At 64.0% G+C, this 26562-nt stretch carries 22 protein-coding genes; 7 read left to right on the top strand and 15 right to left on the bottom strand.

Translation table 11 applies throughout. From position 1 onward, the window contains the following. Positions 1-64 precede the first annotated feature (64 nt). The 10 genes from P3T25_RS09645 to P3T25_RS09600 form a co-directional block, all read right to left on the bottom strand. Positions 65-1582 (bottom strand): UdgX family uracil-DNA binding protein, encoded by a 1518-nt coding sequence (locus tag P3T25_RS09645; RefSeq protein WP_429357991.1) that lies wholly within the window; start codon positions 1580-1582, stop codon positions 65-67. Between the two features lie 199 nt (positions 1583-1781). After that, on the bottom strand, positions 1782-2462 hold the full coding sequence (locus P3T25_RS09640; protein WP_429357990.1) for an SDR family NAD(P)-dependent oxidoreductase: 681 nt from the start codon (positions 2460-2462) through the stop codon (positions 1782-1784). A gap of 165 nt (positions 2463-2627) precedes the next feature. Then, positions 2628-3215: a nucleotidyltransferase family protein gene (locus tag P3T25_RS09635; RefSeq protein ID WP_154560059.1), complete on the bottom strand. Its 588-nt coding sequence runs from the start codon at positions 3213-3215 to the stop codon at positions 2628-2630. A gap of 77 nt (positions 3216-3292) precedes the next feature. Continuing rightward, positions 3293-5515 (bottom strand): xanthine dehydrogenase family protein molybdopterin-binding subunit, encoded by a 2223-nt coding sequence (locus P3T25_RS09630; RefSeq protein WP_429357989.1) that lies wholly within the window; start codon positions 5513-5515, stop codon positions 3293-3295. Next, the gene (locus P3T25_RS09625) at positions 5512-6537 is read right to left on the bottom strand and encodes an FAD binding domain-containing protein (RefSeq protein WP_429357988.1); all 1026 of its coding nucleotides are present in this window, start codon (positions 6535-6537) and stop codon (positions 5512-5514) included. The genes P3T25_RS09630 and P3T25_RS09625 overlap by 4 nt, the downstream gene beginning before the upstream one ends. Positions 6538-6550: 13 nt before the next feature. Next, complete coding sequence (locus P3T25_RS09620) at positions 6551-7321, bottom strand: (2Fe-2S)-binding protein (protein WP_429357987.1); 771 nt, start codon at positions 7319-7321, stop codon at positions 6551-6553. Between the two features lie 371 nt (positions 7322-7692). After that, a complete protein-coding gene (locus P3T25_RS09615) occupies positions 7693-8376 on the bottom strand; it encodes a Fe2+-dependent dioxygenase (protein WP_429357986.1) in 684 nt (227 codons plus the stop codon). Beyond that, positions 8373-9134, bottom strand: coding sequence for a tetratricopeptide repeat protein (locus tag P3T25_RS09610; protein WP_429357985.1), 762 nt, complete (start codon positions 9132-9134; stop codon positions 8373-8375). Before P3T25_RS09610 ends, P3T25_RS09615 begins: the two co-directional genes overlap by 4 nt. A gap of 8 nt (positions 9135-9142) precedes the next feature. Further along, positions 9143-11392, bottom strand: coding sequence for a TonB-dependent receptor (locus tag P3T25_RS09605; RefSeq protein WP_429357984.1), 2250 nt, complete (start codon positions 11390-11392; stop codon positions 9143-9145). Between the two features lie 334 nt (positions 11393-11726). After that, positions 11727-12638: a LysR family transcriptional regulator gene (locus P3T25_RS09600; RefSeq protein ID WP_429357983.1), complete on the bottom strand. Its 912-nt coding sequence runs from the start codon at positions 12636-12638 to the stop codon at positions 11727-11729. 90 nt (positions 12639-12728) lie between these two features. Here P3T25_RS09600 and P3T25_RS09595 point away from each other — a divergent pair, with 90 nt between their 5' ends. Further along, on the top strand, positions 12729-13817 hold the full coding sequence (locus tag P3T25_RS09595) for a zinc-binding dehydrogenase (RefSeq protein WP_429357982.1): 1089 nt from the start codon (positions 12729-12731) through the stop codon (positions 13815-13817). A 138-nt stretch (positions 13818-13955) separates the two neighbouring features. Here P3T25_RS09595 and P3T25_RS09590 read toward each other — a convergent pair whose 3' ends face one another. Continuing rightward, the gene (locus P3T25_RS09590) at positions 13956-15419 is read right to left on the bottom strand and encodes an amino acid permease (RefSeq protein ID WP_429357981.1); all 1464 of its coding nucleotides are present in this window, start codon (positions 15417-15419) and stop codon (positions 13956-13958) included. 237 nt (positions 15420-15656) lie between these two features. Continuing rightward, positions 15657-16949 (bottom strand): aspartate carbamoyltransferase, encoded by a 1293-nt coding sequence (locus P3T25_RS09585; protein ID WP_054038849.1) that lies wholly within the window; start codon positions 16947-16949, stop codon positions 15657-15659. Positions 16950-17358: 409 nt separating this feature from the next. On the opposite strand from P3T25_RS09585, the gene dapA reads away from it, so the two are divergent. From dapA to P3T25_RS09565, 4 genes are all read left to right on the top strand, one after another. Beyond that, positions 17359-18285: a 4-hydroxy-tetrahydrodipicolinate synthase gene (gene dapA, locus P3T25_RS09580; protein WP_429357980.1), complete on the top strand. Its 927-nt coding sequence runs from the start codon at positions 17359-17361 to the stop codon at positions 18283-18285. Positions 18286-18546: 261 nt separating this feature from the next. Further along, a complete protein-coding gene (locus tag P3T25_RS09575) occupies positions 18547-19521 on the top strand; it encodes a M23 family metallopeptidase (protein WP_429357979.1) in 975 nt (324 codons plus the stop codon). Next, positions 19514-19912, top strand: coding sequence for a hypothetical protein (locus P3T25_RS09570; protein WP_429357978.1), 399 nt, complete (start codon positions 19514-19516; stop codon positions 19910-19912). The genes P3T25_RS09575 and P3T25_RS09570 overlap by 8 nt, the downstream gene beginning before the upstream one ends. Positions 19913-20089: 177 nt before the next feature. Continuing rightward, positions 20090-20524, top strand: coding sequence for a bactofilin family protein (locus P3T25_RS09565; RefSeq protein ID WP_154560046.1), 435 nt, complete (start codon positions 20090-20092; stop codon positions 20522-20524). Positions 20525-20556: 32 nt separating this feature from the next. On the opposite strand, the gene P3T25_RS09560 is transcribed toward P3T25_RS09565, so the two are convergent. From P3T25_RS09560 to P3T25_RS09550, 3 genes are all read right to left on the bottom strand, one after another. Beyond that, entirely contained in the window at positions 20557-21363 is an 807-nt protein-coding gene (locus tag P3T25_RS09560) for a hypothetical protein (RefSeq protein WP_266242719.1), read from the bottom strand. A gap of 122 nt (positions 21364-21485) precedes the next feature. Continuing rightward, complete coding sequence (locus tag P3T25_RS09555) at positions 21486-23555, bottom strand: putative bifunctional diguanylate cyclase/phosphodiesterase (RefSeq protein WP_429357977.1); 2070 nt, start codon at positions 23553-23555, stop codon at positions 21486-21488. 100 nt (positions 23556-23655) lie between these two features. Continuing rightward, positions 23656-24087 (bottom strand): rhodanese-like domain-containing protein, encoded by a 432-nt coding sequence (locus P3T25_RS09550; RefSeq protein WP_266242714.1) that lies wholly within the window; start codon positions 24085-24087, stop codon positions 23656-23658. A gap of 123 nt (positions 24088-24210) precedes the next feature. Between P3T25_RS09550 and ftrA the strand changes: the two genes are divergently transcribed. Together ftrA and P3T25_RS09540 are read left to right on the top strand one after the other, a co-directional pair. Further along, positions 24211-25188, top strand: coding sequence for a transcriptional regulator FtrA (gene ftrA, locus P3T25_RS09545; protein ID WP_429357976.1), 978 nt, complete (start codon positions 24211-24213; stop codon positions 25186-25188). A gap of 428 nt (positions 25189-25616) precedes the next feature. Next, positions 25617-26510, top strand: coding sequence for a hypothetical protein (locus P3T25_RS09540; protein ID WP_429357975.1), 894 nt, complete (start codon positions 25617-25619; stop codon positions 26508-26510). The last annotated feature ends 52 nt before the right edge of the window (positions 26511-26562 follow it).

Here is a 26562-nt window from a genome sequence, read left to right as displayed (position 1 = left end):
CGGTGTGATCGACGCAAACTGCATGCCTGGGCGGGCCGGTTCTGCTGTGGGTTCCCGCAGAGGCTCACCGTTGTGCATCTAGCCTATCCCGAACATGCTCACCTTTAACGGGCGCGCTGTTTCCCGCCAGCGCCGCCGCGCGGCTGAACGCGGCCGCAATGGTCGCCATGACGTCGTCGCGCAACGTGGCGTCGGCCAGTCCCAATGCATACGACGGATGCCAGGTCGGCACGATCAGGCGGCCGCCGTGAGCGATGGTTTGCCCGAGGTATTCGGACAGATTGACGTGCGGGCCGGTCAGTGTTTGCAACGCCGTCGCGCCGAGTGCGACGATGACGCGTGGCGCGACCCGCGCCAGTTCTTTTTCCAGCCAGTACTGGCAAGCCTCGATTTCGCGCCACACGGGTGTGCGATGGACGCGCTGCTGGTCGAGCGTTTCCCATTTGTAATGCTTGACGGCATACGTCAGATACAGCGCCTCGCGCTCCAGCCCGGCGCGCGCCAGCACGGTGTCCAGCAGTTGACCGGCCGGCCCGGTGAAGGGCTCGCCGTGCTGGTTCTCGTGCTCGCCCGGTTGCTCGCCAATCACCATGATCGCGGCAGGCGCGGGCCCGGCGCCCGCAACCGCCTGCTTCGCGTTGCGCCATAACGCGCAGCGCCGGCAGATGGCGAGGGGGCCAGTGGGCTCCCGCAAAGGGGGCGTCACGGCCGAATACTCGATCGGTGGCATGGGCGGAACGGTGACGGCCGCGCTTTGCGCGCCGAGACGACTGCGTTCGCGCGCGAGGTGTGCGGGCAGCGGTGGACCCGCGGGCGGCCTTCTCCAGTAGCGCAGCGGCACCGGCGACGGCTGGGCATTGAAGGCACTGCAGTAGTACGCGAGCCAGAGCGCTTCCGTGGGGGTGCTGGTGATGGCTTCGCCGGTCATGGCGTTGACCTCCAATACAGGCGCGGCTTGCTCGCACTCCGCCACCAGTGGCCGGTCGATGCGCAGCAGCATGCCGTTCCAGAACACCGCGCCGTGCGGCGTGGCCAGCATCCACGTGGAATTGCCCGTGCGCTTGGCGAACCGCTCGGCGGCACGCTCCAGCAAGTCATGATGCGGCTCGTACCAGCCGACGAATTCGGGCGGCTCCATCGACGGATCACGCCGTCTGAACAAGGTGAGTGTCAGCAGATCCTCGGTTTCGCGCTCGATAGTCCGGATGCGTCGATCCAGCAGCGCGCCGTCGGGGTCGTCGAGTTCGAGGACGTTGCGTTCGCCGCGCGTCCAGCGCCATAGGACGCGGTACAGCAGCGCCCAACGGTCCGGCGCACGGAAGCACGCCGCCGTTTTCAGCCAGGAGAGCAGTTCGCGGGGAATCGCAGGCGTGGCGAGGACTGGGGCAGGGGCAGGGGCGATTCCTGTCTCGGAGGCGCCTGCCGTGGCGAAGGCGGACTCAGTAGCCAGCACGCCCGGCGCCCCGGCTTTACCTTCAGACTCAACCCACTCGATCTGCGAGGGCTCGACACCTTGCTGCAGCAGCACCCGCGCGGCGCGCCGCCATATGGCGAAAGACGGTTCGATCGAAATGCGTTTCATGCCGACGCGCCGTGGATGCGCGCATCGAGATGCGTGTACCTATGCGGCCAAAATACTGTATGGATGTACAGTATGCGCTAAAACGCCGACCCGGATCAAGTCAGCCGGATCAAGCCGATGCAACGGGCGCGCATCATTGCAGCAGGGGAAGAGACATGTCCGCAATCAGACAGACAGGTATTGCGCGTTACGCGGCACATCACCAGGGAACGACCCTTCCGAGATAGTCAAGGTAATGCAGGCCGGCGCGCCCTTCATAAGCCTCGATCGTATTGACCAGGTTCGGAATGCTTTCCTCGATGGTCAAGCGCGCCGTAGGACCACCCATGTCTGTCTGGACCCATCCAGGCGCCATCAGCAGGAGGCTGCGCGGATACTCGGCGCTGCGCGCTGCGAAGGTCCGCATGAACATATTCAGTGCGGCCTTGCTCCCCCGGTAGACTTCGTAATTCGCGTTGGTGGCATTCGTGAGGCTGCCTTGCCCCGACGACATGACACCGATCGTTCCAGTCGGCGGGACGAGGTCCTGAAACGCGTCAATGACTCTCATCGGACTCAGCGAGTTCGTTACCATCACTCGCACAAACTCCTCGGTCGAGACGTCCGCGATCGTTTCACCACCATCGTTTACGACGCCTGCGTTCACAAAGAGCACATCGATACGCCGATCTGCAAGGCGGGCGCGCAACGCTGCGATCTGTTCTGGAATCGTGATATCGACAGTTTCTACCTCGAGCGCACCAGCGGAGGCTTCCGCGACATGCCGAAGTTTGTCGGTCGATCCAGTTCGCCCGGTGGCGATGACCTGATAGCCGCGCTTCAAATACTGCTCGACCATCGCAAACCCAAGGCCGCGGGAGGCGCCGATCCGGCGATCCATTGTGGCATCCTCGTCTGGAGAATGACCCGGTTCATCGTTGGCTTCGGCAGCTCGTTCTCAGAATGTGCCGTCAGCAGGTGTCACAAGGCATGTGATCAGCCTCTACGTTCGGTCTCGACCATTCAATTCCCGCGCCGGTTTGTCCACGGCACTGTCGCGCTCAAGCTAAACGTTGCGCAGATCTTCCGGCGTATCCACGTCGCGCAAAATCCCGGGATCGTCGACATCCAGCCGCATTACCCGCTGCGAGGTCAACAGCGCGCGTGCGCCGGTGTCGCCGTCGAGCGCGATCAATGCGTCCCGATGCTCGATGCCGAAGCCGACCGGATGGCCGCGCTGGCCCTGATAAAACGGCGCGACGATCGAAGCGCCGCCGTCGAGCGCACGCGCCACTTCTTCGATCGTCGGGGTGGCGATGCGCGGCATATCGGCAAGCGCGACGATCCAGCCCTCGGCGTCGTCGCTGGCTTCGATGCCGGCGGCGAGACTCGCACCCATGCCACGATTGGCGCTCTCGGCGAACACCACGTCGCAGCCGGCGTCGTTCAGGAGGCGCGCGAGGGCGTCCGAGCCCGGCCGCACCACGGCCAGCACGCGCGAGACAACCCGTAGCAGCCGGTGCGCCGCTTCGTGCGCGACGGGTGTGCCGTCGGGCATCTGCGCGAGCAGTTTGTTGTGCAGGCCGTCCGGGTCGAAGCGGGAGCCGAAGCCGGCGGCGAGCAGCACGCCAGTAGCGAGCGAGGCGTAGGCCATGGGCGGGCACCGATAGGAAGGATGTGCCCGATTGTGCGATGCAACGCATCGGCAGGCAAGCGGCAATGTATGGGCCGTTATGCGCGCATCGTCCCCATCACCTTGTCGAGCGTCACCGGCAGATCGCGCGCGCGCACGCCGGTCGCGTGATACACCGCATTCGCGATGGCCGCCGGTACGCCGGTGATGCCGATCTCGCCGATGCCGCGCACGCCGAGCGAGTTGACGTACGGATCAGGCCGATCGATAAACGCAATGTCGAGCGAACCGATGTCGGCATTCACCGGCACGTGGTACTCGGCGAGATTCGCGTTGGTGAAGCGGCCATAGCGCGTGTCGAGCGAGGTCTCCTCCTGGAGCGCCGCTACCACGCCCCACACGATGCCGCCCAGCATCTGGCTGCGCGCGGTTTTCTGGTTCAGCACGCGCCCCACGTCATAGACGCCGACCACTCGCACCACGCGAATCGTGCCGAGGTCCGCATCGACGTGGACTTCGGCAAAGACTGCGCCAAACGAGTGAAGCGAGTACTTCTGCCGTTCATCGCCGGGTTTGACCGTCGCGGTGGCTTCGATCGGCTTGCCGCCTGAGCGCGCGATGATCGCCGCTGCCGGATCGCGCTTCGCCGGTTGCGAGCGGCTCATGACCCAGCCGTTTTCCACCGTGATGTCGTCGGGCGCGATGTCGTGCACCGGCGAGGCTTCGTCGGCGAGTGCCAACGCGATCAACTGGCTGCGCGCCTGGCTTGCGGCCTCGCGCACGGCGGGCGAAACGCTCGCCGCCGATTGCGAGCCGCCCGACCCCGGCGCTCTTGGCAGCGACGAATCGCCGAGCGCGAAGTGGATGTTTTCCGGCGCGAAGCCGAGGGCGTCGGCGGCCACCTGGGTCATGACCGTATAGGTGCCGGTGCCGAGGTCCTGTGTGCCGGAGGCGACCATGGCGCTGCCGTCCGGCAGAATCCGCGCGATGGCTGCGGCTTCGCTGCGGTTGGCCGGATAGGTGGCGGTTGCCATGCCCATGCCGATCAGCGTGTTGCCGTTGCGCATCGAGCGTGGAGCGGCGGTGCGCCGCGACCAGCCGAATTTCTGCGAGCCGATCTGATAGCACTCGCGCAAGGACTTGCCGGACCACGGCTTGTTTTCCTGCGGATCGGTTTCGGCGTAATTCTTCAGACGCAGCGCGAGCGGGTCCATCTTCAACGCTACGGCGAGTTCGTCCATCGCCGATTCGAGCGCGAACGAGCCGGTTGTCTCGCCGGGCGCGCGCATGAAGGTCGGCGTGCCGAGATTCATCGGCACGATCCGGTGCGTCGTGATCTGATTGGGCACCGCGTACAACATGCGCGTGACCATGCAGCAGGTCTCGGTCCAGTCTTCGAACATCGACGTGTTCGAAACACTGTCATGGCGCATCGCCGTCAGCGTGCCGTCGTGCCGCGCGGCAAGCGTGAAATGCTGCTCGGTACGCGGCCGCGCGCCGACAGAGCCGAACATCTGCGACCGTTCGAGCACGAGGCGCACCGGGCGCCCGGTCTGTTTCGCCGCCATCGCGCACAACGATACGTGCGACCACGACGAGCCCTTGCAGCCGAAGCCCCCGCCGATAAACGGCGAAATCACACGCACGTCGCCGGGCGACACGCCGAACGTCCTGGCGACCGCCTGCGCCGCATTGCTCACGCCTTGTGTCGAGTCGTAGAGCGTGAGTTGCGGGCCGTCCCAGTGCGCCATCGTGGCGTGCGGCTCCATCGGGTTGTGATGCTCGATCGGCGTGGTGTAGACGGCATCGACGTGGACTGGGCCCGTGCGCATACCGTCCTCGAAGTCGCCGCGTTGCGTGTCCGTGGTGCGGCCTTGCGGTTTGTCGGGCGCATGTCCGTTCGGCTTCGCTTGCGTGAAATCGAGTACCGCGGCGCTGCTCTGATAAGTGATGCGCAGTTGACGTGCGGCATCGGTGGCATGTTCGAGCGTATCGGCAACCACCACCGCGACCGGCTCGTTGTTGTAGTGAATCTGATTGTCCTGCAGCAGCGACAGGCGCCTGCCTGCCGGCGACGCCAACGCGGGCTTGCCGCCATTCGGCAGGCGCGGCGCGTTCTGATACGTCATCACCAGCAGCACGCCGGGCAACGCTTGCGCGCGGCTCGCGTCGATCGACGCAATCGTGCCGCTTGCAATCGTGCTGGTGACCAGCACCGCATGCGCGAGCCGCGCCTCGGGGAACTCGGCGGCGTAGCGTGCTTCGCCGGTGACTTTCAGCAGACCGTCGATGCGGTCGAGCGGTTGACCGATCAGATTCATGCGACACCTCCGGTGCGGCCCGCGGCCAGATTCACTGCGCGCACGATCGCGCGTTGCGCGAGCTGCACCTTGAAACGATTGTCATGCTGCGGCCTGGCATCGTGAAGCGCGGCGGCTGCGGCGTCATGCAACCTCGCCTGCGTGAGCGGCTGGCCGTTGAGCATCTGCTCGGCCGCGCTTGCGCGCCACGGTTTGTGCGCGACGCCGCCCAACGCGATGCGTGCGGTTCTCACGTGGTCGCCGTCCATCTGCAACGCGGCGGCCACCGAGACCAGCGCAAATGCGTAACTGGCCCGGTCACGCACCTTCAGATAGTGGGCGTTCGCGCTGAACAAAGGTGGCGGTAAATCGACAGCGGTAATCAACTCGCCCGCCTGCAAAGTCGTATCGATATCGGGCCGGTCACCGGGAAGTCGATGAAAGTCAGCAAACGGAATCGTCCGCTCGCCTGCGGGGCCGCTTATGGGTCCGCTTATGGGTCCGCTCACGCGCACGACGGCGTCGAGCGCGGCGAGCGCCACGCTCATATCCGACGGGTTCACGGCGATGCATTGCGGACTCGCACCGAGAATCGCGTGCGTGCGATTGTGGCCTTCGAGCGCCGCGCAACCACTGCCTGGTATGCGCTTATTGCACTGCGTGAAGGCGGTGTCGTAAAAGTAGCCGCAGCGCGTGCGCTGTAACAGATTGCCGCCCACGGTCGCCATATTGCGCAGTTGCGACGACGCACCCGCCAGAAATGCTTGCGTCAGCAACGGGTATTGTTCGCGCACCAGCGCGTGATTGGCGGCATCGCTGTTGCGCACCAAGGCGCCGATGCGGATGCCACCATTGGGCAGCGTGGTAACCGTATCGAGTCCGCTGATGTGCGTGATATCGATGAGCCGCAGCGGCCGCGCCACGCCGCCCTTCATCAGGTCGAGCAGATTGGTGCCGCCGCCGATGAACACCGCACCCGGTTGCTGCGCCGCGCGCACGGCGCCGGCGACGTCGCCGGCGCGTTCGTAAGAGATCGCATCCATGCTGGTCGCTCCGTCAGGCGTTGTGTCGGTTATCGCTACCGTTGCTGGCGTTGCTGGCACTGCCACTTCCGTTTGCAACGTTCTGCCTACCGCCTTCATGCACGGCGCGCACCGCCGCGACGATATTCACATACGCTCCGCAGCGACAGATATTGCCGCTCATGCGTTCGCGGATCTCGTCGTCGGAAAGTTGTGGAGGCCGGCTGCGGACATCGGTGGTCACGGTGCTGGCCGTGCCATTGCTGAATTCGTTCAGCAGGGCAGTCGCGGAACACAACTGCCCGGGCGTACAGTAGCCGCACTTGAACGCATCGTGTTCGATGAAGGCGCGCTGCAACGGACTCAGCACGCCGCTGCTGGCGAGTCCTTCCACCGTCGTGATGTTCTCGCCTTCATGCATCACGGCGAGCGTCAGGCAGGAATTGATGCGGCGGCCGTCGGCGATCACCGTGCATGCGCCGCACTGCCCGCGGTCGCATCCTTTCTTGGTGCCCATCAGGCCCGCGTACTCGCGCAGCGCATCGAGCAAGGTCACGCGCGGTTCGAGTTGCAGCGTGTAAGCGCGGCCGTTGATCGTCAGCGTGACCGGACGGCCCGGCACAGGTGAACGGACCTCCGCAGGCGGCACGGCCGGGGTGGGTGTTTGTGTTTGCGCGCGCAGATGCGGCGCCGCGCCGACAGTGGCGGCTGCGGCAGCCGACTGCAGAAAGCGGCGGCGTGACGGTTGGGGTGGCGTAGTGGCGGGCGCGTCGCCCGAATCCTGACGTTCGTTCTTCGTGGACATGAAGGTCTGCTGGCTCCATTGAAAGGTCAATGCAGGCTGGCGACATGCGGGTAACCGACGTGCGGGTAATCGACGCGCGAATACCCGCACGTTGGCATCCGAAGCATCGTGGCCTGACTCATTGTTCTCAGCAATTTCGGTGCCGTTGCGAATGCAACGATATGCCGACGCGGCGCAACGGGGTCCGCTGCGACCCGGCTATCGAGTCACGGCGAATCGGATCGAATCCTTGCGAGCGCAACCAGAAACGTAGCGACGCGCGTCAACCACGGACGTTGCGCTTAACGAACGGGAAAGTAAATATGCGGACGGGCCTTCTTTCTGCGTGCAAAAAGAAAGACTGTTTTGTGTGGGACGACGAGTCCGCCAGATCAGGCGTCGGCCCAGCGGCGCAGCAGATTGTGATAGACGCCGGTGAGACTTACCACGGTTGCATCGTTCGAACCTTTCTCGGCCGCCAACCGCTGCACGTCGTTGTCGAGTTGAAACAGCATGGCGCGTTCGCCGTCGTCGCGCACCATGCTCTGAATCCAGAAGAAGGACGCGACCCGCACGCCACGCGTCACCGGGCTCACGTGATGCAGGCTCGAAGCGGGGTAGAGCACCATGTCGCCGGCCGGTAGCTTCGCGCGATGCACGCCGTAGGTGTCTTCGACGCAGAGTTCGCCGCCGTCGTAGGACTCCGGCTCGGCCAGAAAGAGCGTGGCCGACAGATCGCTGCGGATGCGGAAGTCGGTGCCGCGCAACTGGCGGATCGCGTTGTCCACGTGCGTGCCGAAACCATCGCCGCCTGCATAGCGGTTAAAGAGTGGCGGAAAGACTTTCAGCGGCAACGCGGCGGAAAAGAAGCGCGGACTGCGGCCGAGCGCGTCCTGAATCGCATCGCCAACCGCGCGCGCGGCGGGGGAGCCTTCGGGCAATTGCTGGTTGCGCTTGGCCTGCGCCGACTGCTCGCCGGAAGTCGCATTGCCGTCGATCCATGGTGCCGCGTCGAGGATTTCGCGGCATTGCGCGACTTGTTGTTTGCTGAGCACGCCTTGCAGATGCAGCATCATGCGCGCACCTCATCGTTGATATCTTCATCGATCTCTTTGGCCAGCGCACGAAATGCGGCCACCGGCGAAGCGGCCAGCCACGCTTGCATTTTCTCGACGAACGCCGCCGTTGCGGTGTGTGGCACACGCCGCAACCATTGCAGCGCGGCATCGATCTCGCCGCGTTCAGCCAGTAGCCGCGCATAGTTGAACTGGCCGCGGAAGTCACCGCCCACCGCTGCACGCCGGTAATAGTCGAGCGCGATGCTTGCGTCCGCATCGACTTCCCAGCCGTCCTCGTAAAAGCTGCCGATAAAGTTGATCGACTTAACGTGACCTATTTCGGCGGCACGCCGGAACCACACCAACGCTTGCGCACGATCGCACGCCACACCATTGCCGAGCGCCAGCGCTGAAGCATAGTTGTACATCCCCCAGTCGAGTCCGGCCTGCGCTGCGAGGCGGTACCAGTAGACCGCTACCGGCGCGCACGCGGTGGTTCCCCAACCGTGTTCATAGCAACGGCCCAACATGTTCATCGCCATCGGATGATCCTGCCGGGCCGCGTGCTTGAACCAGGTTAACGCTTCCTCGGCGTTGCGTGCCACGCCATGGCCGTCGAGCAGATATTGTCCGTACACCGCCTGCGCTTCGACGATGCCGTTATGCGCGGCCGCCGCCACCCACGCGGCAGCTTTGGCCGACGGCCCGGAGAAAATCGCGGCGAGCTCGTCATGCGACACGCTCGCCAACGCCTTCAGCGTTACCTGTTCCGTCATGCCTGTGCTTAGTAATGTGCGTTGAGCGTCAGGAAGGCAGAACGGCCGGCAGCGATCGACGCGTAGTGCGCCGGATACGCCTGGTCGTAATACGTCCGGTTGAAGATGTTCTGCACGTTCAGTTGCAGATCGACCTTCTTGTTGATGCGGTACGTCGCCACGCCGTCGAAACGCCAGTACGACGGCACCGCACGCAGGTTCGCCGTATCGCCGTATACCTGCGACATGTAGAACGCGCCGCCGCCGATCGTGAACTTCGGCAGCACGTCGTAGTTGGTCCACAGGCTAATGCTGTTCTTCGGCGTATTCGGGAACTGGTGGCCGTTATCCGAGGTGGTCTTGCCGTTGTCGCGCAACTGGCTCTTCATATACGTGTAGCCGCCGAACACCTGCCACTTGTTCGTCAACTGACCGGCCACGCCGAATTCGAAGCCTTGCACGCGCTTGTTGCCGACCATTGCGTATTCGTTGTTCGGCAGCGTGACACGGGCGTTGGTCGTATCGATCTGGAACAGCGCGCCCGTCAGCGAGAGGTGGTTGTCCAGCACATTCCACTTGGTGCCGAGTTCAATGCTACGGTTCTTTTCCGGCGCGAGCTGATCCGCGTTCGCGCCGACACCGCCACGACCCGGCGTCAACGATTGCGTTTCGCTGCCCTGGCCGAGCAGGGCGCCGGCCGGCGTCGACGAGGTTGCGATCGACGCATACACGCTGCCGTTCGAAGCCGGTTTGAAGACGAGGCCGAACTGGTAGTTGAACAACGTGTCGTCGCGCGAGGTGCGCTTGCCGCCGTTGGCCACCGTGTTGCGGAAATCGGTCGAGTAATCGTCGACGCGCAAGCCGACATTGGCCTGCCAGCGTTTGGTGAGTTCGATCGTATCGAACGCATACAGCGACTTGGTGGTGGTGCGCTGCTCGCTCGGATCGTTCGTTTGCTTGACCGAGCCGGCCCACGGGTCGTTCGGATTCGGTGACCACAGGCTCGTGCAGTTATAGCCCGACGCCGCGCCGATGCCCTTGGTCTTGCAGATCGCACCGGTGGCCGTTGCGACGGTGTACGAATCATTCACGCTGGTTTCGCGCGACAGTTCGATGCCGGTGGTGAAGCTGTGTTTCAGGAAGCCCGTCTTGAACTCGCCGAACAGTTCGGTCTGGTTCGCGAGGCTATAGACGTCGCTGGCACGCGTATTCGCGCGGCGCCACACCATGCCGTTCACGACGTTGCCCTGGCTGTCGTCCGGCTGCGTCCAGATGTAGTCCTGAGTCGACTTTGTATAACGCGTGGTGTTGCGGATCGTCAGATTGCTGTTGATGTCGTGCTCGATGCGCACGGTGCCGACGTCCGAAGTCGTCTTGCGGAAATCGCGGTCGATCAGGCCGTAAAAGTTATGACGATCCACGTTGGCCGGATAGATCGTATTGACGTTGGCCGGCTTGTTGGTGGTCGTGTAGAAGTACGGAATACCGCTGTCGGGCAGGTCGTCGGTGGAGAGGTGGTAGTAGCTCGCCGTGACGCGGGTCGGCGTGCCGAGACCATAGGTGAACGACGGCGCGATGCCCCAGCGCTCGTTGTTGACCGCATCGCGGCCGGCCACGTCGTTGTTGTGGCTCATCACATTCAGGCGGAAGGCCGCGTGATCGGCCATCTGCCAGTTGCCGTCGGCGGTGAAGCGGCGATAGCGGTCGGTGCCGAGGCCCGCGCTGCCGTCGGCGGAATTGCCCAGATGCGGGGTCTTGGTGATCAGGTTGATGCTGCCGCCCGCACCGCCGCGGCCGCCGTAGGCGCCGTCCGACCCCTTGGTCACTTCCACGCTTTCGATGTTGAACACTTCGCGAGTGGTCGCGCCGATGTCGCGCATGCCGTCGACGAAGGTGCTGCCCTGGGCGTCGTAGCCGCGAATGAACGGCCGGTCGCCGAGCGGGTTGCCGCCTTCGCCGGCGCCGAACGTGATGCCCGGCACCGTGCGCAGCGCTTCGGTCAGCGTCGAGGCGCCCGTGCTTTTGATCAACTCCTGCGGAATCACGGTCACCGACTTCGGCGTATCGACCAGCGGCGCGGTGAATTTGACCGACGCCGAGTGGTCGGTCTTGAAGCCGTCGTCCGCCTGGCCTTGCACGGCGATCGGCGCGAGCTGGCTTTCCTTGTCAGGCGGCGCCGTGCCGGCCGTGCCCTGCGCGAGCGCGGGACCTGCCGCCAGCATGCTGCACAGCGTCGTGCTGATTTTGCCGAGCTTCGGTTCGTCGGACCGCAACTTCATTTTTATCCCCGTCATGAGTGCTGGTGCCCGGGTGAACAACGCATTCCTTACCCAGGCATTCCATATTTATTACAAAATGTTTTCGGCGTGCATTCTATGCAATCTGACTGTAATTGAGAAGCGTTCTCATCAAAAATCTTTGGTCGTGGAATTGGACGTGCGTGCCAATTCGTGAAGTTGGCGGGCTGATCGACGAGGATGGCTGGGGAAGGGGTGAGTTTGACGACCGCGGCTGGCGCGGAGATGACTGACTGTGCGTCGGTCTTGCGAGCGGCGTTTGTAGCGCGTGATGCGCATTTTCTGATCGAACGGCGGACGGTGTCCGCCCGATTTCCTACTGTGCGGCCAACTCGGCCAGCATCTCCCGCAGCCACACGAGCGCCGGATCGGCCTGGTTACGCGGATGCCAGCCTGCGTACAACGTGAAGCCGCGCGCCTCGAAGGGCAGCGCAAAGGTGTCGAGCCGGTCGAGGTAGCGTGCTGCGAAGCGCAACGGCAGCGTCGAAACGTAGTCGGTTTTCGACAGCAACTCCGGCACCAGCGCGAAGTGCTGGAGCGACAGCGCGACGCGCCGTTCACGGCCGAGTTCGTCGAGATGCTCGTCCATGAAGCCGTGAAAACTGCCGCCGCTGGTCGACACCAGCACGTGATCGAGCGCGCAGTAGGTGTCGAGATCGAGTGGGGCGTCGCCGCGCGGGTGGCCCTTGCGCTGCACGAACACGAAATGCTCGTCGTAGAGCTTGCGGACTTTCATCGACGGCGGAATCATCCGGTCGGAACCGAGCAGCAGGTCGATCTCGCCGCTTTCGAGCCGGGACGCGGCGGTGGGCTGATCGCCGATCACGAACGCCACGCGCACGCCCGGCCCCGCCGACGCCGGCAAGCACTCCATCAGGCGCATGCCGAGTACCGCGGTGGCGTTGTCGTGCGCGGCAATCACGAAGCGCCGCGTATCGGTATGAGGATCGAAGGCAGGCTGGTGGCGCACCACCGCTTCGAGATTCTTCAACGCGGCATGAAGCGGCTCCATCAACTCCAGCGCCCTGGCCGTGCGCGTCATGCCGCGGCCGGTTTCGGCGGGCAGCAGCAGCGGATCGCCGAAGATCTGCCGCAAGCGCGAAAGCTGCGTGGAGACGGCCGGTTGCGTCAGATGCAGCCGCGCGGCCGCACGCGTGACGTTCGACTCGACGAGCAGCGCGTCGAGCGAAACCAGCAGATTCAAATCGATACCGCGGAGATCAATCATGTTGATAGGTCGCATATGAGTAATTGATTTCTAGAATACGTACCGCGCTACTACAGTTCAAGCACCGAAACGAACTGAAGGAAGCTCAACATGAAAGCCTGGATGCTCGACGAACCCGGCAAGCCGCTGGCCTTGCGCGACGTGAGACAACCGCAACCGCGCAGGAACGCCGTGCTGGTGCGGATGGAGGCGGTGCCTCTGCTCAGTTACACGCGTGAATATGTCGAAGGGAAGTTGCCCTACGCGTATCCGCCGACGCCGTTTTCGCCCGGCACCAATGGTGTTGGCCGGGTCGTTGCGGTCGGCGAGGGCGTGGTGGCATTTCGCGCCGGCCAACGCGTTGCCGTGAATCCGTACTGGATCGCCGACGAAACGGTGCGCGAGCCGGCGCAGGCGCTGTTAGGGCTCACCACTATTAGCGCAGACAGCGGGGCGCTGCTGGCTGAGTTTCCGCACGGCACCTTGCGCGAACTGGCCGAATTCCCTGCGTCAACGCTGATTGCATTGGACGGTCTGGATGGAATCGATGCCGCACGTCTCGCGGTCCTGGCGAAGTTCGCGGTGCCCTTCGGGGGTTTGCGACGCGGCCGTCTGTCGGCGGGCGAGACGGTGGCGGTCAACGGCGCAAGCGGTTACTTCGGCTCGGCTGCCGTACTCGCTGCGCTGGCCCTCGGCGCGAGCAAGGTCGTCGCGCTCGGCCGGCGTCCGGAACCGCTGCAAGCGCTGGTCGAGCAAGGCCGCGGGCGGGTGGTCCCCGTCGTACTGAGCGGCGATGCCGCGCAAGACATAGCGACGATTCGCGCCGCAAGCGGTGGCGGCGCGGACCTCGCGTTTGACATGGTCGGGCAGGCCACGGACGCAAACGCAACCCTGGTCGCATTGCGCAGCCTGCGCCGCGGCGGGCGACTCGTGCTGATGGGCAGCATGCAAGTGGACCTGCCGATTACCTACAGGGAGATGCTGCTGAACAACTGGGAATTGATCGGCCACTTCATGTACACGCGCGCTGACTATCTCGCGCTGGTTTCGCTCGTCACGTCCGGGCAGATTCCGCTCGCGGCGGTCGAGTTGAAGTCGTATCCGTTTGCTGAACTGGAGGCGGCCATCGACGCCGCCGGCCGTATGTCCGGTCTGCAATGCACGGTCGTGGACGCCAAGTCGCCGCAAGCGTGGAGTTGAGTGTGTAGCGGCTTAACTGCGACGGCATAAAAAAGCGGCCTTGCTGATTCACAGCAAGGCCGCTTTATATATGGGCAAATCGTAATCGGTTAGTCAGTCGTTCAATCGATGCCGTGAAATACCGCATCGTCTGTGATATCAGTCGCGCTTGCGCTCCGGATAGCGAAGGCGCGAATGATTGCGACCGTAGATCCCATAGATGATGAGCCCGATCACGAGCCAGACGAAGAGCCGTAACCACGTGACGAGCGGCAGCCCGGCCATCAGCAGCAGGCAAAACAGAATCCCGAGGATCGGGATCACCGGCACGCCAGGCGCGCGAAATGGCCTCGCGGCGTCTGCGTCGCTGCGGCGCAGATAGATCACGGCACCGCAGACGAGAATGAACGCGAACAGGGTGCCGATGCTGACCATCTCGCCCAACACGTTGATCGGCGTAAACGCCGCCACAACCGCGACGATGGCACCGATCATCATCTGGCTCAAATGAGGTGTGTGCAGACGCGGGTGAACTTGCGCGAACAGTTGCGGCAGCAGGCCGTCCTGTGACATCGTGAAGAAGATGCGGCTCTGGCCATACAGCAGCACGAGTATCACGGTCGTCAAGCCGGTCAGCGCGCCGATCTTGATGAGCACGGAAAACCAGGTGACGCCGATCACATCGACACCTTTCGCGATCGGATCCGGGACGTTGAGCTCGGCATACGGAACGAGTCCTGTCAGCACGCCGGCGACCGCAATGTAGAGCAGCGTGCAGATCACCAGCGAGCCCAGAATGCCGATCGGCATGTCGATCTGCGGCTTGCGTGCCTCCTGGGCCGCAGTGGACACCGCATCGAAGCCGATGAAAGCGAAGAAGACGACGGCCGATCCGCGCAGAATGCCGCTCGCGCCGAAGTTGCCGAATTCGCCAGTATTCTGCGGAATGAACGGATGCCAGTTGGCCGGATGGACAAAGAAGGCGCCGATGACGATGAACGCGAACACCACTGTCAATTTGATCGCCACCATGATGTTGTTGAGCCGCGCCGACTCCTTGGTACCGAGCACGAGCATGGTGGTCAGCACGGCGATAATGAAGACCGCCGGCAAATTGACGATACCGGCCACCGTGCTGCCGTCGGCGAGCGTCACCGTGGTGCCGGGCGCAGCCGCCATGGTGGACGGAATGTTGATCCCGACGTTGTGCAACAGGCTCACTATGTAGCCTGACCAGCCGACTGCAACGGTCGCCGCGCCCATCGCATATTCGAGGATCAAATCCCAGCCGATGACCCACGCGAATAATTCGCCGAGCGTGGCATAGGTGTACGTATAACTGCTGCCGCAGACCGGCAGCATGGCAGCCAGCTCGGAGTAGCAGAGTCCGACAAAAGCGCAGGCAATCCCGCCGAGGACAAACGAAAGAATGATGCTCGGGCCCGCGTAATGGGCCGCGGCCGTGCCGGTCAGAACAAAGATGCCGGCGCCGATGATCGCGCCGATACCCATCGCCGTAATGCTGAGCGCGCCCAGCGATTTCGACAGGTGGCGTTCACCGCCCTCCGCGCTTGCGACAATATCCGCGACGGATTTGCGCGCCATATAACCCGTGTCAGCCATGATGAGTCGTCCTGTTCGTATGTGGGTGAATCCGGGATCGAATCGATCCGTGACGCACTGCAATAAGCGACTTCTTTAAAGGCGACTGACACGGTTGATGCTGCGATTGAGGAGGGGACTGACGAATCCAGTCTAGTCCGGATTTAATCGGGTGGGTACTGAAGATCGGTGTTGCGCTTGCGGAAACGGCCTTGCGGTTGAGCCGCAAGGCCGTCTCTTTCAATCATCGAATCCTGATCAATCGATACCGTGAAATACCGCATCGTCCGGACCGAGATAAACGGGCGGGCGCCACGCGGCGTCGCGCATCGAATGCTGGACCAGCTTTTCGACACCCAGCAGCACCGCGAAAATCGCCATCCGCACCGGGATGCCGTTATCGGTCTGGCGGAAAATCGCCAGGCGCGAATCGTGATTCAGGTCGACGCTCAGATCGTTCGCACCCGGCCGGCTGTCGCGCGGCAGCGGGTGCATGATCAGCGTGTCGGGGCCGCACACGCTGTCCATCAGCGCCTGATTGATCTGGAAGTCCGGTGTATAGCCTTCGAAGGATTCGTCGGTGAAGCGCTCTTTCTGGATGCGTGTGGCGTACACCACGTCTGCGCCGCGCAGCCCGGCGGGCAGATCGTGGGTCTGTTCGATCACGTGATCGTTGCGCGAAATCTGCTCGATGATGTAGCTCGGCATTTCGAGCATGGGCGGCGAAATCAGCGTGAACTTGATGCCGCGATACAGCGCCAGCAGCTTGACCAGCGAATGCACCGTGCGGCCATATTTCAGGTCGCCGACCAGCGCAATATGCGCGCCGTCGACGATCTTGCCGAGCCGCGAGAACTCGCGCTGGATCGTGTACAGGTCTAGCAGCGCCTGGCTCGGGTGCTCGCCCGGGCCGTCGCCGCCGTTGATCACCGGCACGTTGGTGGCGCGCGCGAATTCGGCCACCGAGCCTTGCTCCGGATGGCGGATCACCAGCGCATCCACATAGCCGCTCATCACGCGGCTGGTGTCGTAGATCGACTCACCCTTGGCCATCGACGAAAACGTGAAGCCGGTGGTGTCGCACACCGAACCGCCGAGGCGGCAGAATGCCGCGCCGAAGCTCACGCGGGTCCGCGTACTGGCTTCGAAAAACAGATTGCCGAGCACCGCGCCTTCGAGCACGCGGGAGATTTTCCGGCGCCGCGCGATCGGCTGCATGATGTCGGCGACGCGAAACAGCGCCTCGACCGAGTCGCGCGAGAACTGATCGACCGACAGCAGCTGCGGCTTGCCCTCGAACAGCATCTGGCTCGCCAGCGACTGTGAGTCTACGCTTTGCGTATAGTTTTCACCGGGCTCGCCATGTACCACGATTTCCGACACGAAACGCTCCACGATCTCCGGCATGGCCCGCGATTCCTGCGAATCGTCCGGCAGCAGCCATGTGTCGAGCGCGCGGCGCGACACGCCAATACGGCTCGCGAACGTCTCGCGGGTCATGTTCATGCGACGCATCGCGTCGCGTAGGAAAGCTTGTTGTGGGACGCTCATGCGGGCACCTGTCGGGAAAGGGCTGCGTATCGGCTATGTACGCGGTGCGTATATTAGTTTCCCTGTCGCAGAAGTCAAGCAATTTTGCGGGTTTGGCAAACCCGTTTGCCAAACCCGCTTTGCAAACTCGCCCTAGACGCGGTTACACTGCGTTTCATGCATCCCGGCCAAACGCTCCGACTCCGTCCGTCAACCATCGCCCGTCTCGCTTTTGCGAGCGTCGTGGTTGCACGCGCGGGTTTCCCGAGCGTTAGCGCCAAAGCCAAAAAACAGCCGCTCATCTGACCGGAGCTGCTGTTCCGTCAGATGTTGCGACGGAACAGCCGGTCAACGCCCCCTGCGGCATTCCCTGTTTTTCCTCCCTCGCACCACTGATCGGAATCGATACGGTCGTCATCGAGGTAAAGACATGTCTATTTTTTCGGGTATCTGGGTTCCGCTCGTCACGCCATTCGCCGACGGCGAGGTGGATCACGCCGCGCTGCGTGCGCTGGTGCGCCGCTATGCCGACGCAGGCATCGCCGGGCTGGTCGCGCTTGGCACCACTGGCGAGCCGGCCGCGCTCGACGCCGCCGAACAGGACGCCGTGCTGGCGACGATTCTCGACGAAGCGCGAGCCGCCGCTCACGGCGCAGACGGCGCAGACGCACAGGCGCTGCCGGTGCTGGTCGGCGTGTCGGGCAATCACACGGCGAGCATGAAGGAGCGCATCGAGCAACTGAACGCACTGCCGATCGCCGGTGTGCTGATGGCCGCGCCGTATTACATCCGGCCTTCGCAAGCGGGCATCGTCGGGCATTTCATGGCGCTTGCCGATGCGAGCGAGAAGCCCGTCGTGCTGTACGACATTCCTTATCGAACCGGCGTGCGGCTCGAACTCGACACGCTGCTGACGCTCGCCGCGCATCCGCGGATTCAAGCGGTGAAGGATTGCGCCGGTTCGCTCGACACCACGATCGCGCTGATTCGCGACGGGCGCTTGCAGGTGCTGACCGGCGAGGACATCACCATCTTCAACACTCTGTGTCTGGGTGGGAGCGGAGCGATCGCGGCCTCGGCGCATCTGAGGCCGGAACGGTTCGTCGCGCTGTATCGTGCGCTGTCAGCGGGACGGCTCGACGAAGGACGGCGTATTTTTCACGAGCTCGTGCCGCTGATCCACGCGCTGTTCGCCGAACCGAATCCGGCACCTGTGAAGGCCCTGCTCGCCGCGCAAGGCCTGATACGCGACGAATTACGCATGCCGATGACGCGTGCCGGCGATGCACTGGTTGCGCGGCTCAGGGAACTGGAAGGGCTTGATCGGGTAGAGGCGCACGCGGCGGCGTCGGCTTGAGTGCGGATTCGCTTGCGGCCATCTGTATTTGAGATGATGGTTCGTGATGCCAGGCGATAATCGGCGCCCTTTGTCCATTATCGCCGCCGGCATGTTGTCCGGCAGATGCCGCATGCCGTTAGCCTTGTCCGCCGATTTCCTCTCCCGCTTCAGCACGCTCAGTGCGTTCATTACGTTCAATAAGCCGAACACGATGAACGTGCCTTGTGCAGCCCGTGCGCAGTCTTGCGCGGGCCGCATGGCGCGCGCCGGGAACCGCTGATGTCCTCCGTGTTTCGCGCCGGCAGTCAGCTTTCCAGCGGATCGGTCAGCTTCGTCACACGCCGCACCGCGCTGACCATTGCGGTGGCCACGGCGTGCGGCGCAGCAGCGCTGGCGCTCGCCGCGGGCATCGCGATCGGCATGCATTGGCCGGCGCACGGCTCCGGCGATCAGACGGCGAACCGTGTCGAGCACGACTACGCGATCGATCAACTCGGCAAGCTGAATGCATCCGTGGCGCAGATCGAACCGCGCATCGCGCGCCTGACGGCGCAGGTCGGCGCCTTGCGCGATTTCGAGGCACGTCTGAATACACCTCGACCGGCGCCGCGCGCACCGGTTGCACCAGCTACCTCGGGCTCTGCCTCTGAACCGGACACTTCCGCTACCGATAGCGAAGGCGAGGGGGGCCCGTCATTACCGCCGCGTCGCTGTACGGACGTCATGCCGCAACCGGCCGGTCATGCCGATGCCACGCGCACCCGGCAACAACTGGATTGCATCGCAGCGACGCTGTCCGCGCTCGAGCAACAAACTGCCGACCACGCGATCGCGTACGCCGCCTTTCCCGGCCGCATGCCCGCCGACAGCGCGCGCTTCGGCTCGCCGTTCGGCAATCGCACCGATCCGTTCACGCAGCGTTTGAGTTTTCATCCGGGCCTCGACCTGGTCGCCAAAACCGGTACGCCGATTCTTGCGGCAGCGGGCGGCCGGGTGATCTTCGCCGGCGAAAAATCGGGTTATGGCAACGCGGTCGAAATCGATCATGGCAACGGCCTCGTGACCCGTTACGGCCACGCGTCGCGCATCGTCGTGCACGTCGGCGATCTGGTGCTGCCGCGCCAGTACGTCGCCGATGTCGGCTCGACCGGCCGCTCCACCGGTCCGCATCTGCATTTCGAAGTGCTGGTCAACGGCGCGCCGGTCGATCCCGCTGCCTACCTCGCGCTCTTCGCGCCCATGCCCGATGGTTGAACGACGTTTTTCCCGCGATGCGGGCAGTCTGACCCATCGCGCCTATACGTTGCAGCCCACGCGGCCGCTCGTTCTGCGCGTCGCCCTGTGGGGGCTGGTGTGCGCGCTCAGTGCGGCGGGTGGCGCGGCGTCCGTTGTGGCGTGGCAAGCGCAGCGCGCCGGCACACCGGCCGAACAATGCAACGCGGCGCCCGTCGATGTAGACAGCGAGCAGACGGAACTCGCCCGCGCGCGGCTTGCGCTGGCGCAGGAATCCGCGGCGCGCGCCGCGGTGCAGAAAACCGCGGACGGCGCCGCCGCCGACGTCGCGCGATTGAATGCCGAATTGCAGTTTCTACGCGGCCAAAGCAAGACGAAGCCGCCGGCACAAACGGGGGCGCCGCGCCGCTAACCGTGGGTGAGCGCGACACGGTATGCGGCAACCCCGCGTCGCACCACAGCCAGCGCCGCACTAACCCGAGGCAGGTGGCACCGCAACGCGGCAAGCGCAGCACCTGAGCAACCCACCTCCCGGCTCGTCGCCCGGAAAGCATCACGCGACGAACATTTTCATTTCCAGGAAATACTTATGTTCAGCAAGAAAAAACACGCGGGCATCCAGCAGACCAAGCTTGCCACCCTCATCGCACAGGACGTGCGGATCACGGGCGACCTCGTATTCAGCGACGGCCTGCGCATGGACGGCCACGTGAAAGGCAACGTCAGCGGCGAGTCCGGCACCCAGACGCTGCTGGTATTGAGCGACCGCGGCTCGATCGAGGGCAACGTGCATGGCTATGACGTGGTGGTCAACGGCCGGATCGTCGGCGACGTGATCGCCGATCACTTCGTCGAGCTGCAGAGCAATGCGCACGTGACCGGCAACATCTACTACCAGCAGTTGCGGATGGATTGTGGCGCCTCGGTGGATGGCAAGCTCACCAAGCGTGAAGCCGCGCAGGCGGCGACGCCGATTCTCGTGTCGGTGGCCGATTCCGCACGCGAGGCGCGCAAGGCCGGCTAGGCGGCGGACCGGCTGGGCGGCCGCGCGCTGCGTCAAACCGGCCCCGGTAGCGACTGGCATTGCGCGGGCGTGTCGTGGCCGAGCGCATCGCAGTGCGGCGACCGCGATTCGCGCAGTCCGCGCATTTCCCGTGACTCGGCGAGACGCTCCAGCGCGCCGCGGTCGAGCGTGGCGAGCATGTCGCGTTCGACGATCAGATGGTGCAGGGCCAGCACGATCAGGCCGATGGTCAGCAGCAGATCGCCTGCAAACACGACGGCGTAAAGCGCCGAGGTGGTGCGAGGATTGCCGTACAGCAGCGTCATGTTGGAGCGGTCGAGCAACACCAGCACGAGCGGCACGATGGCATTGAGCGTCGCGATGCCGCTACCCACCGCCACCAGCATACGTGCCGCCCCAAGTTGCGGACGGCGCCGCCGGTAGACTTCATACAGCGTTGCCGCGCGGCATGGCGCGAAAAACAGCGCCAGCAAGCCGGCGCGGACCGCCAGCGGCGCATTCCACGCCAGCACGCTCCCATACAGCACGCAGAACACGGCAGTGACGACGAGGCCGGCGCGCCACGGCGCCGATTCACCGAACAGATCGCGCGTGCCGGCCCAGATCAGAATGCGGCTTTGCAACGCCAGCGTCGCGGTGGCCAGCAACAGCAGATCGCTGGGCCAGATCTTGTGCAACGCGAAGCATGCCGTGGCGGTGGCAAGCAGATAAAAGCCGACGGCCCAGAAGCGGAAGGCGCCCACCTGCGCAAACATCCGCGAAAGCGCTGTCGTGATGAGGGCGCTGCACAGGAACGTGATCAGCCACACCGTTTGGAACGTCGCTACGTCAATTTTCATGAAGTCTCCAGCAACCAATCTGTTTGTTCCTGCTTATAGGTAAAACGAGGCGACGCAGCGGGCGCGCCATGATAGGCGAACCGAGTCGCAAAGGTACACGTCTTTCAAACAGATCCGGATGCTCATGCCGACACCATTCTTGCCCGTAGCAGTTCGCCGAAGTCGTCGGCGGTGAGCGGCTTGCCTAGCAGGAAGCCTTGCATCTCGTCGCACATCATCGACTTGAGCATGTCGAGCTGCGATTCGGTTTCGACGCCTTCGGCCACCACGTCCATTTCCAGCGAGTGGGCGAGCGCAATGATCGCGGAAACGATCGCGCTGCCTTCCGGTCCGTGCTCGTCGAGTCCGTTGGTGAAGAAGCGGTCGATCTTCAACTGCTTGACCCGAAAACGTTGCAGATAGGCGAGGCTGGAATAGCCGGTGCCAAAATCGTCGATGGCGATTTCAAAGCCGCTTGCCTGGAACGCGCGGATCATTTCGATGGTTTTCGGCGCGTCCTGCATCGCGACGGTTTCGGTGATTTCGAACATGATCTGTTCGCATTGCACGCCTTCGGCTTGCACGATCTCGAGCATCGTCGCGACGAGGTTCGGTTGCGACAACTGGCGCGGCGACAGGTTGATCGCCACTTTCATCGAAGGCAGGCCTTGCTCGACCCAGCGGCGAATCTGCCGGCACGTCTCGCGCAGGACCCAGTAGCCGATCTGCACGATCTGGCCCGAGCGCTCGGCAATCGGAATGAACTCGAGCGGCGCCAGTGCGCCGAGTTGCGGATGATTCAGGCGGATCAGCGCTTCGGCACCCGCCAGCGAGTCGCCGCTGCCGTGGAACTTCGGCTGGAAGTGCAGCGAGAAATGGCCGGCGGTGAGCGCTTCGTGCAGCGCACTTTGAATTTGCAGCGTGCGCGTCGCGGCTTCGTTCATGCTTTGTTCGAAGAAGCGATAGGTGCTGCGGCCCGCGCGCTTGGCTTCGTACATGGCTGCGTCCGCATGCTTGAGCAGCGTCTCGACGGTATCGCCGTCGTAGGGAAAGAGCGCGATGCCGATGCTCGGCATCACCTGCAGCGGCTGCGAATCGGTCCATACGCCCTGGCGCATCCGGTCGAGCACGTCTTCGGCCATCGTGCCGGCGTCTTCGCGTGACGTCAGGTTCTCAGACAGCACCACGAACTCGTCGCCGCCGAGACGCGCTACGGTGTCGCTCGCGCGCACACACAGCAGAAGGCGCTGGGCGAACGCGGACAGCACTTCGTCGCCGGCCGAGTGGCCGAGTGAATCGTTGATGGTCTTGAAGCCGTCGAGATCCATGAACAGGATGGCGAACAGCGTACGCTGCCGGCGCGCGCTATGGATGGCGCGGTCGATGCGTTCGGTCAGCGTGCTGCGGTTGGGCAGGCCCGTCAGCGTGTCGAGCGTGGCGAGCCGCACGATCTGGCCGTTCAGCTTCGACACCGCACCGACCAGAAAGCTGGTGCGCGCATCGAAACGCGACAGTATCAGCGTGACGATCAGAATCGCAAACGTGAACAGGATCACCGAAGTCGCGAGCCATGCGGCGTTCACGCCCTTGGCCGCGCCGCACACGGAGCCGGGCGGAAATTCGACGGCGGCCATGCCGGCGTAGTGCATGCCGCTGATCGCGACGCCCATTACCAGCGCCGCGATGAAACGTTTGCGCAAGACGTAGCGCTCGTCGTCGTTACTGAGTGCGCGCGCCATCCACAGCGCGGCGGTCGAAGCGCCGATCGCGATCGCCAGCGAGCCTGCGAACCAGGCCGGCTGATAGTGGATGCCCGGCTCCATTTGCATCGCCGCCATGCCGGTGTAGTGCATGCCGGCAATGCCGAAGCCCATCAGTACGCCGCCGGCCACGAGCCGAAGCAGCGTGAGCCGCGCGTGGGTCGCCACGACCAGCGCCAGATACGACACGCCGATCGCGAGTCCAAGCGAATAAGCAGTGGTCGCGAAATCGTAGCCGAGCGGAATCGGCAGCGAGAAGGCGAGCATGGCGATGAAGTGCATCGACCAGATGCCGACACCGAGCGCCGCGGCGCCGCCGAGACGCCACGCGTGCCGCAGGCCGGCCGACGCCAGCAGAAAGATACGGCCCGTCAAATCGAGCGCCGTGTACGACGCCAGCGTCGCGACGACGAACGAGATTGCAACCAGCCAAAAATTGTATGAGCTCTGCATGTTAAGTCCAACCGCGAGAGGGAAGCGGCTGAACTTGTTATCGACAGTTGGTGGCGTTTATTTAATTGATTTTCAATATGTTAGTCATCGGATTCGAGCATCACGCGGCTGGCGTGGTGTGTACCAGGGTTAATCCTTCGTCGAGCCAGCCCGTAATGCCGCCGATCATCAGTTTGACGGGGCGCCCCAGTTGCGCGAGACGCAGTGCACCGCGTGCGGCGCCGTTGCAGTGCGGGCCTGCGCAGTAGGTGACGAACAACGTTTCCTGCGGGTACCCGGCGAGCTTCGATGCCACGATCTTGCCGTGCGGCAGGTTCAGCGCACCCGGCACGTGGCCCTGTTCGAACAGCGCCGGGCTGCGCACGTCGAGCAGCACGAAGCCGGGCGTGCCGCTCGCGAGTGCCGCGGACACGTCCGAGCAGTCGGTTTCGAATTGCAGCGACGCCTGGAAGTGGGCAAGGGCGGCGGCGCTATCGGCAGCAGGGATGGCGGTGACGGCGTTGTGGGCGGTGAGGGTGTTGAGCGTCGACATGGCGAGGTTCCGGTTGAACAGTGAGCGTGGTTGTGTGGCGAAGCGATTCTGGAGCCTTCATTGTCGCGACGCCGTAAGCGCCGGGTAAGTGGCGTAATCGTCAATCTCCGGTAACATTACGCCATGCTCAATCACCTTGTCGTCGCGCTGGCTTACGACCGGCTCTGTACATTCGAATTCGGCTGCGTGACCGAACTGTTCGCGCTCGAACGTCCCGAACTCGGCGTCGACTGGTATCGCTTCGCGGTATGCGCGAGCGAACCCGGTCCGATTCGCGCGGCCGGCGGCATCACCGTCGCCGCGCCGTACACGCTCAGGCTGCTCGATCGCGCTGACACGATCGTGATTCCCGGCTGGCGCGACGCCGACGAATTGCCGCCCGAGCCGCTCTTGAAAAAGATTCGCGCCGCCTACGAACGCGGCGCGCGCCTTTGCTCAATCTGCTCCGGCGTGTTCGTGCTGGCCGCGTCAGGTGTGCTCGACGGCAAGGCCGTCACGACACACTGGCGCTACGCCGACAAATTGCAGCAGCGCTATCCGCAATTACGCGTGCAGCCGGATGCGTTATATGTCGACGAAGGACAGATCATCACCTCGGCGGGATCGGCGGCAGGGCTCGACATGCTGCTGCATCTGGTGCGGCGCGATCACGGCAGCGCGATCGCCAACCGGGTCGCACAGCGGCTCGTGGTGCCGCCGCATCGCGAGGGCGGTCAGGCGCAGTTCGTGCCGCGGCCGATGCCACAAGACGAAGGCGGGCGCCTCGCGAAACTGATGGACTGGGTGCGCCGCCATCCCGCGTTGCCGCACACCTTGCGCTCGCTGGCCGAACGGGCGGCGATGAGCCCGCGTACGCTGCAGCGGCAGTTCCACGACGCGACGGGCATGGCGCCCTACGAATGGCTGGTGCGTGAACGCGTGGCGATCGCGCGAGAACTGCTTGAGGCGCCGGCTCCTTTGCCGATGGCGCGCGTGGCTGAGCTGGCGGGCTTCGGTTCCGAAGAATCGCTGCGGCGGCATTTCCGGCGTATCGCGTTGACGAGCCCAGGCGCGTATCGTAAGAAGTTCGGGGTGCAGGCCGGGGTGCAGACACCCGGATAGAGGCGCGTCGCTTTTCGTTCTGCTGTTCCCTCATAGGGGAACAGTTTCAAACGAACGCTTGCCAATGCGCAAAATCATCTAGGGCTCGGGTATGACAGGCGACTTGATGCGTGCCGCATGACCGGTCGAATGCGTTTCATGCAAGCAACTGTGCATGCTCAAAAGTCACGGAATGCCGCGTGCCGGGCGTTGCGACCGAATCGCGCGATTGGCCGCCCGCTTCGCCGCCATGCAAGGGTTCGCGCAATCGCCGGTTTTCTGTCAGCATCACGGCCAGCGTCCGTGGCAACCCACGTCAACAAACGTGCGGTGCATACGGCTACTTGAAGCGCGTGTTCGAAACGCGTCATCGCCACCGTCCTCTCTTGCTCATGAACGTCAAAACCGCCGCTGCTGCCGTTGTCGTTTCTGCTGCAATTGCAGCGCTCATGCCCGCGCTCGTCGCGGCGCAAACGGGAGCCGCCGATTCGCGCGCCGAACTTTATCGCCGCAACCTGCTGGCGGGCAAGGACGTGCCGTGCCGCACGAACGCGTCGTGCGCGGCGTTGGGCGTGGCCGCGCTCGAAGCAGGGCGCCTCAAGGACGCGCAAACGCTGGTCGCGATGGAAGCCGCGCTCGCCGAGGCCACCGCCATGCAGGCGAACGAAGAGAACTCGCCGAAAGCGACCAGTTCTGCGCGGGCTCGCGTGGCAATGGCGCTGGTTCATCAGGGTGACGTGCAAGTGAGGCTGGGCGCGCTGCCGGACGCGCGCGCGTATTACCGCACCGCGGTGAGCCGCGGCAACGACTATCCCAACGACGCGCTGCTCGGTCGCGCGGTAGCGGCCGCGCGTCAACGTCTCGAAGCGATTGCTGACAAAGCGGTGGTGGCCGGTGTGCCGCCGAACGGCGCGCGCTTTGCCAGTTACATGTTTTTTGGCGCGTGGAACAGTATCGAGGTGAAGCCGGTGAAAGGGCGGCACGGCGTCTACCGGATCGATGGCGACTTCGTGTATCCGACAGTCGGCGCCGACGGTCAACCGAGCGCGAACATGGGCAGCCTGTCGGCCTACGTGCGGTTCTACGATGGCGTGGCGCGCGTGCCGGTGACTGATGACGGAGGCCGTGCAACGCTCGACGCAACCGCGAGGATCACCAATCTCGCGCCTTATGACAAACATGAGGACAAGCCAACGGACAAACGTGCGGACAGATGCCTGATCGAGTTCAAACTCTCCGCACCGGAAACGCTCGATGTAGCGACGCACGGCTCGCTAACCGAATGCGGATTCGGCTTCAACGTCAGCGCGGACGGACGTTACTATTTGATGACAGGCTCCTGACAGTCGGCATGCTGCAGGTTGCGAGCCTGTCCATCTGCCGCCTGCATGCTTT

Source organism: Paraburkholderia sp. GAS32 (genome assembly GCF_050434225.1).
Taxonomy (GTDB): Bacteria; Pseudomonadota; Gammaproteobacteria; order Burkholderiales; family Burkholderiaceae; genus Paraburkholderia; species Paraburkholderia madseniana.
Note: the sequence above shows the minus strand (reverse complement) of the source record. Positions and strands in the feature narration are given on the sequence as shown.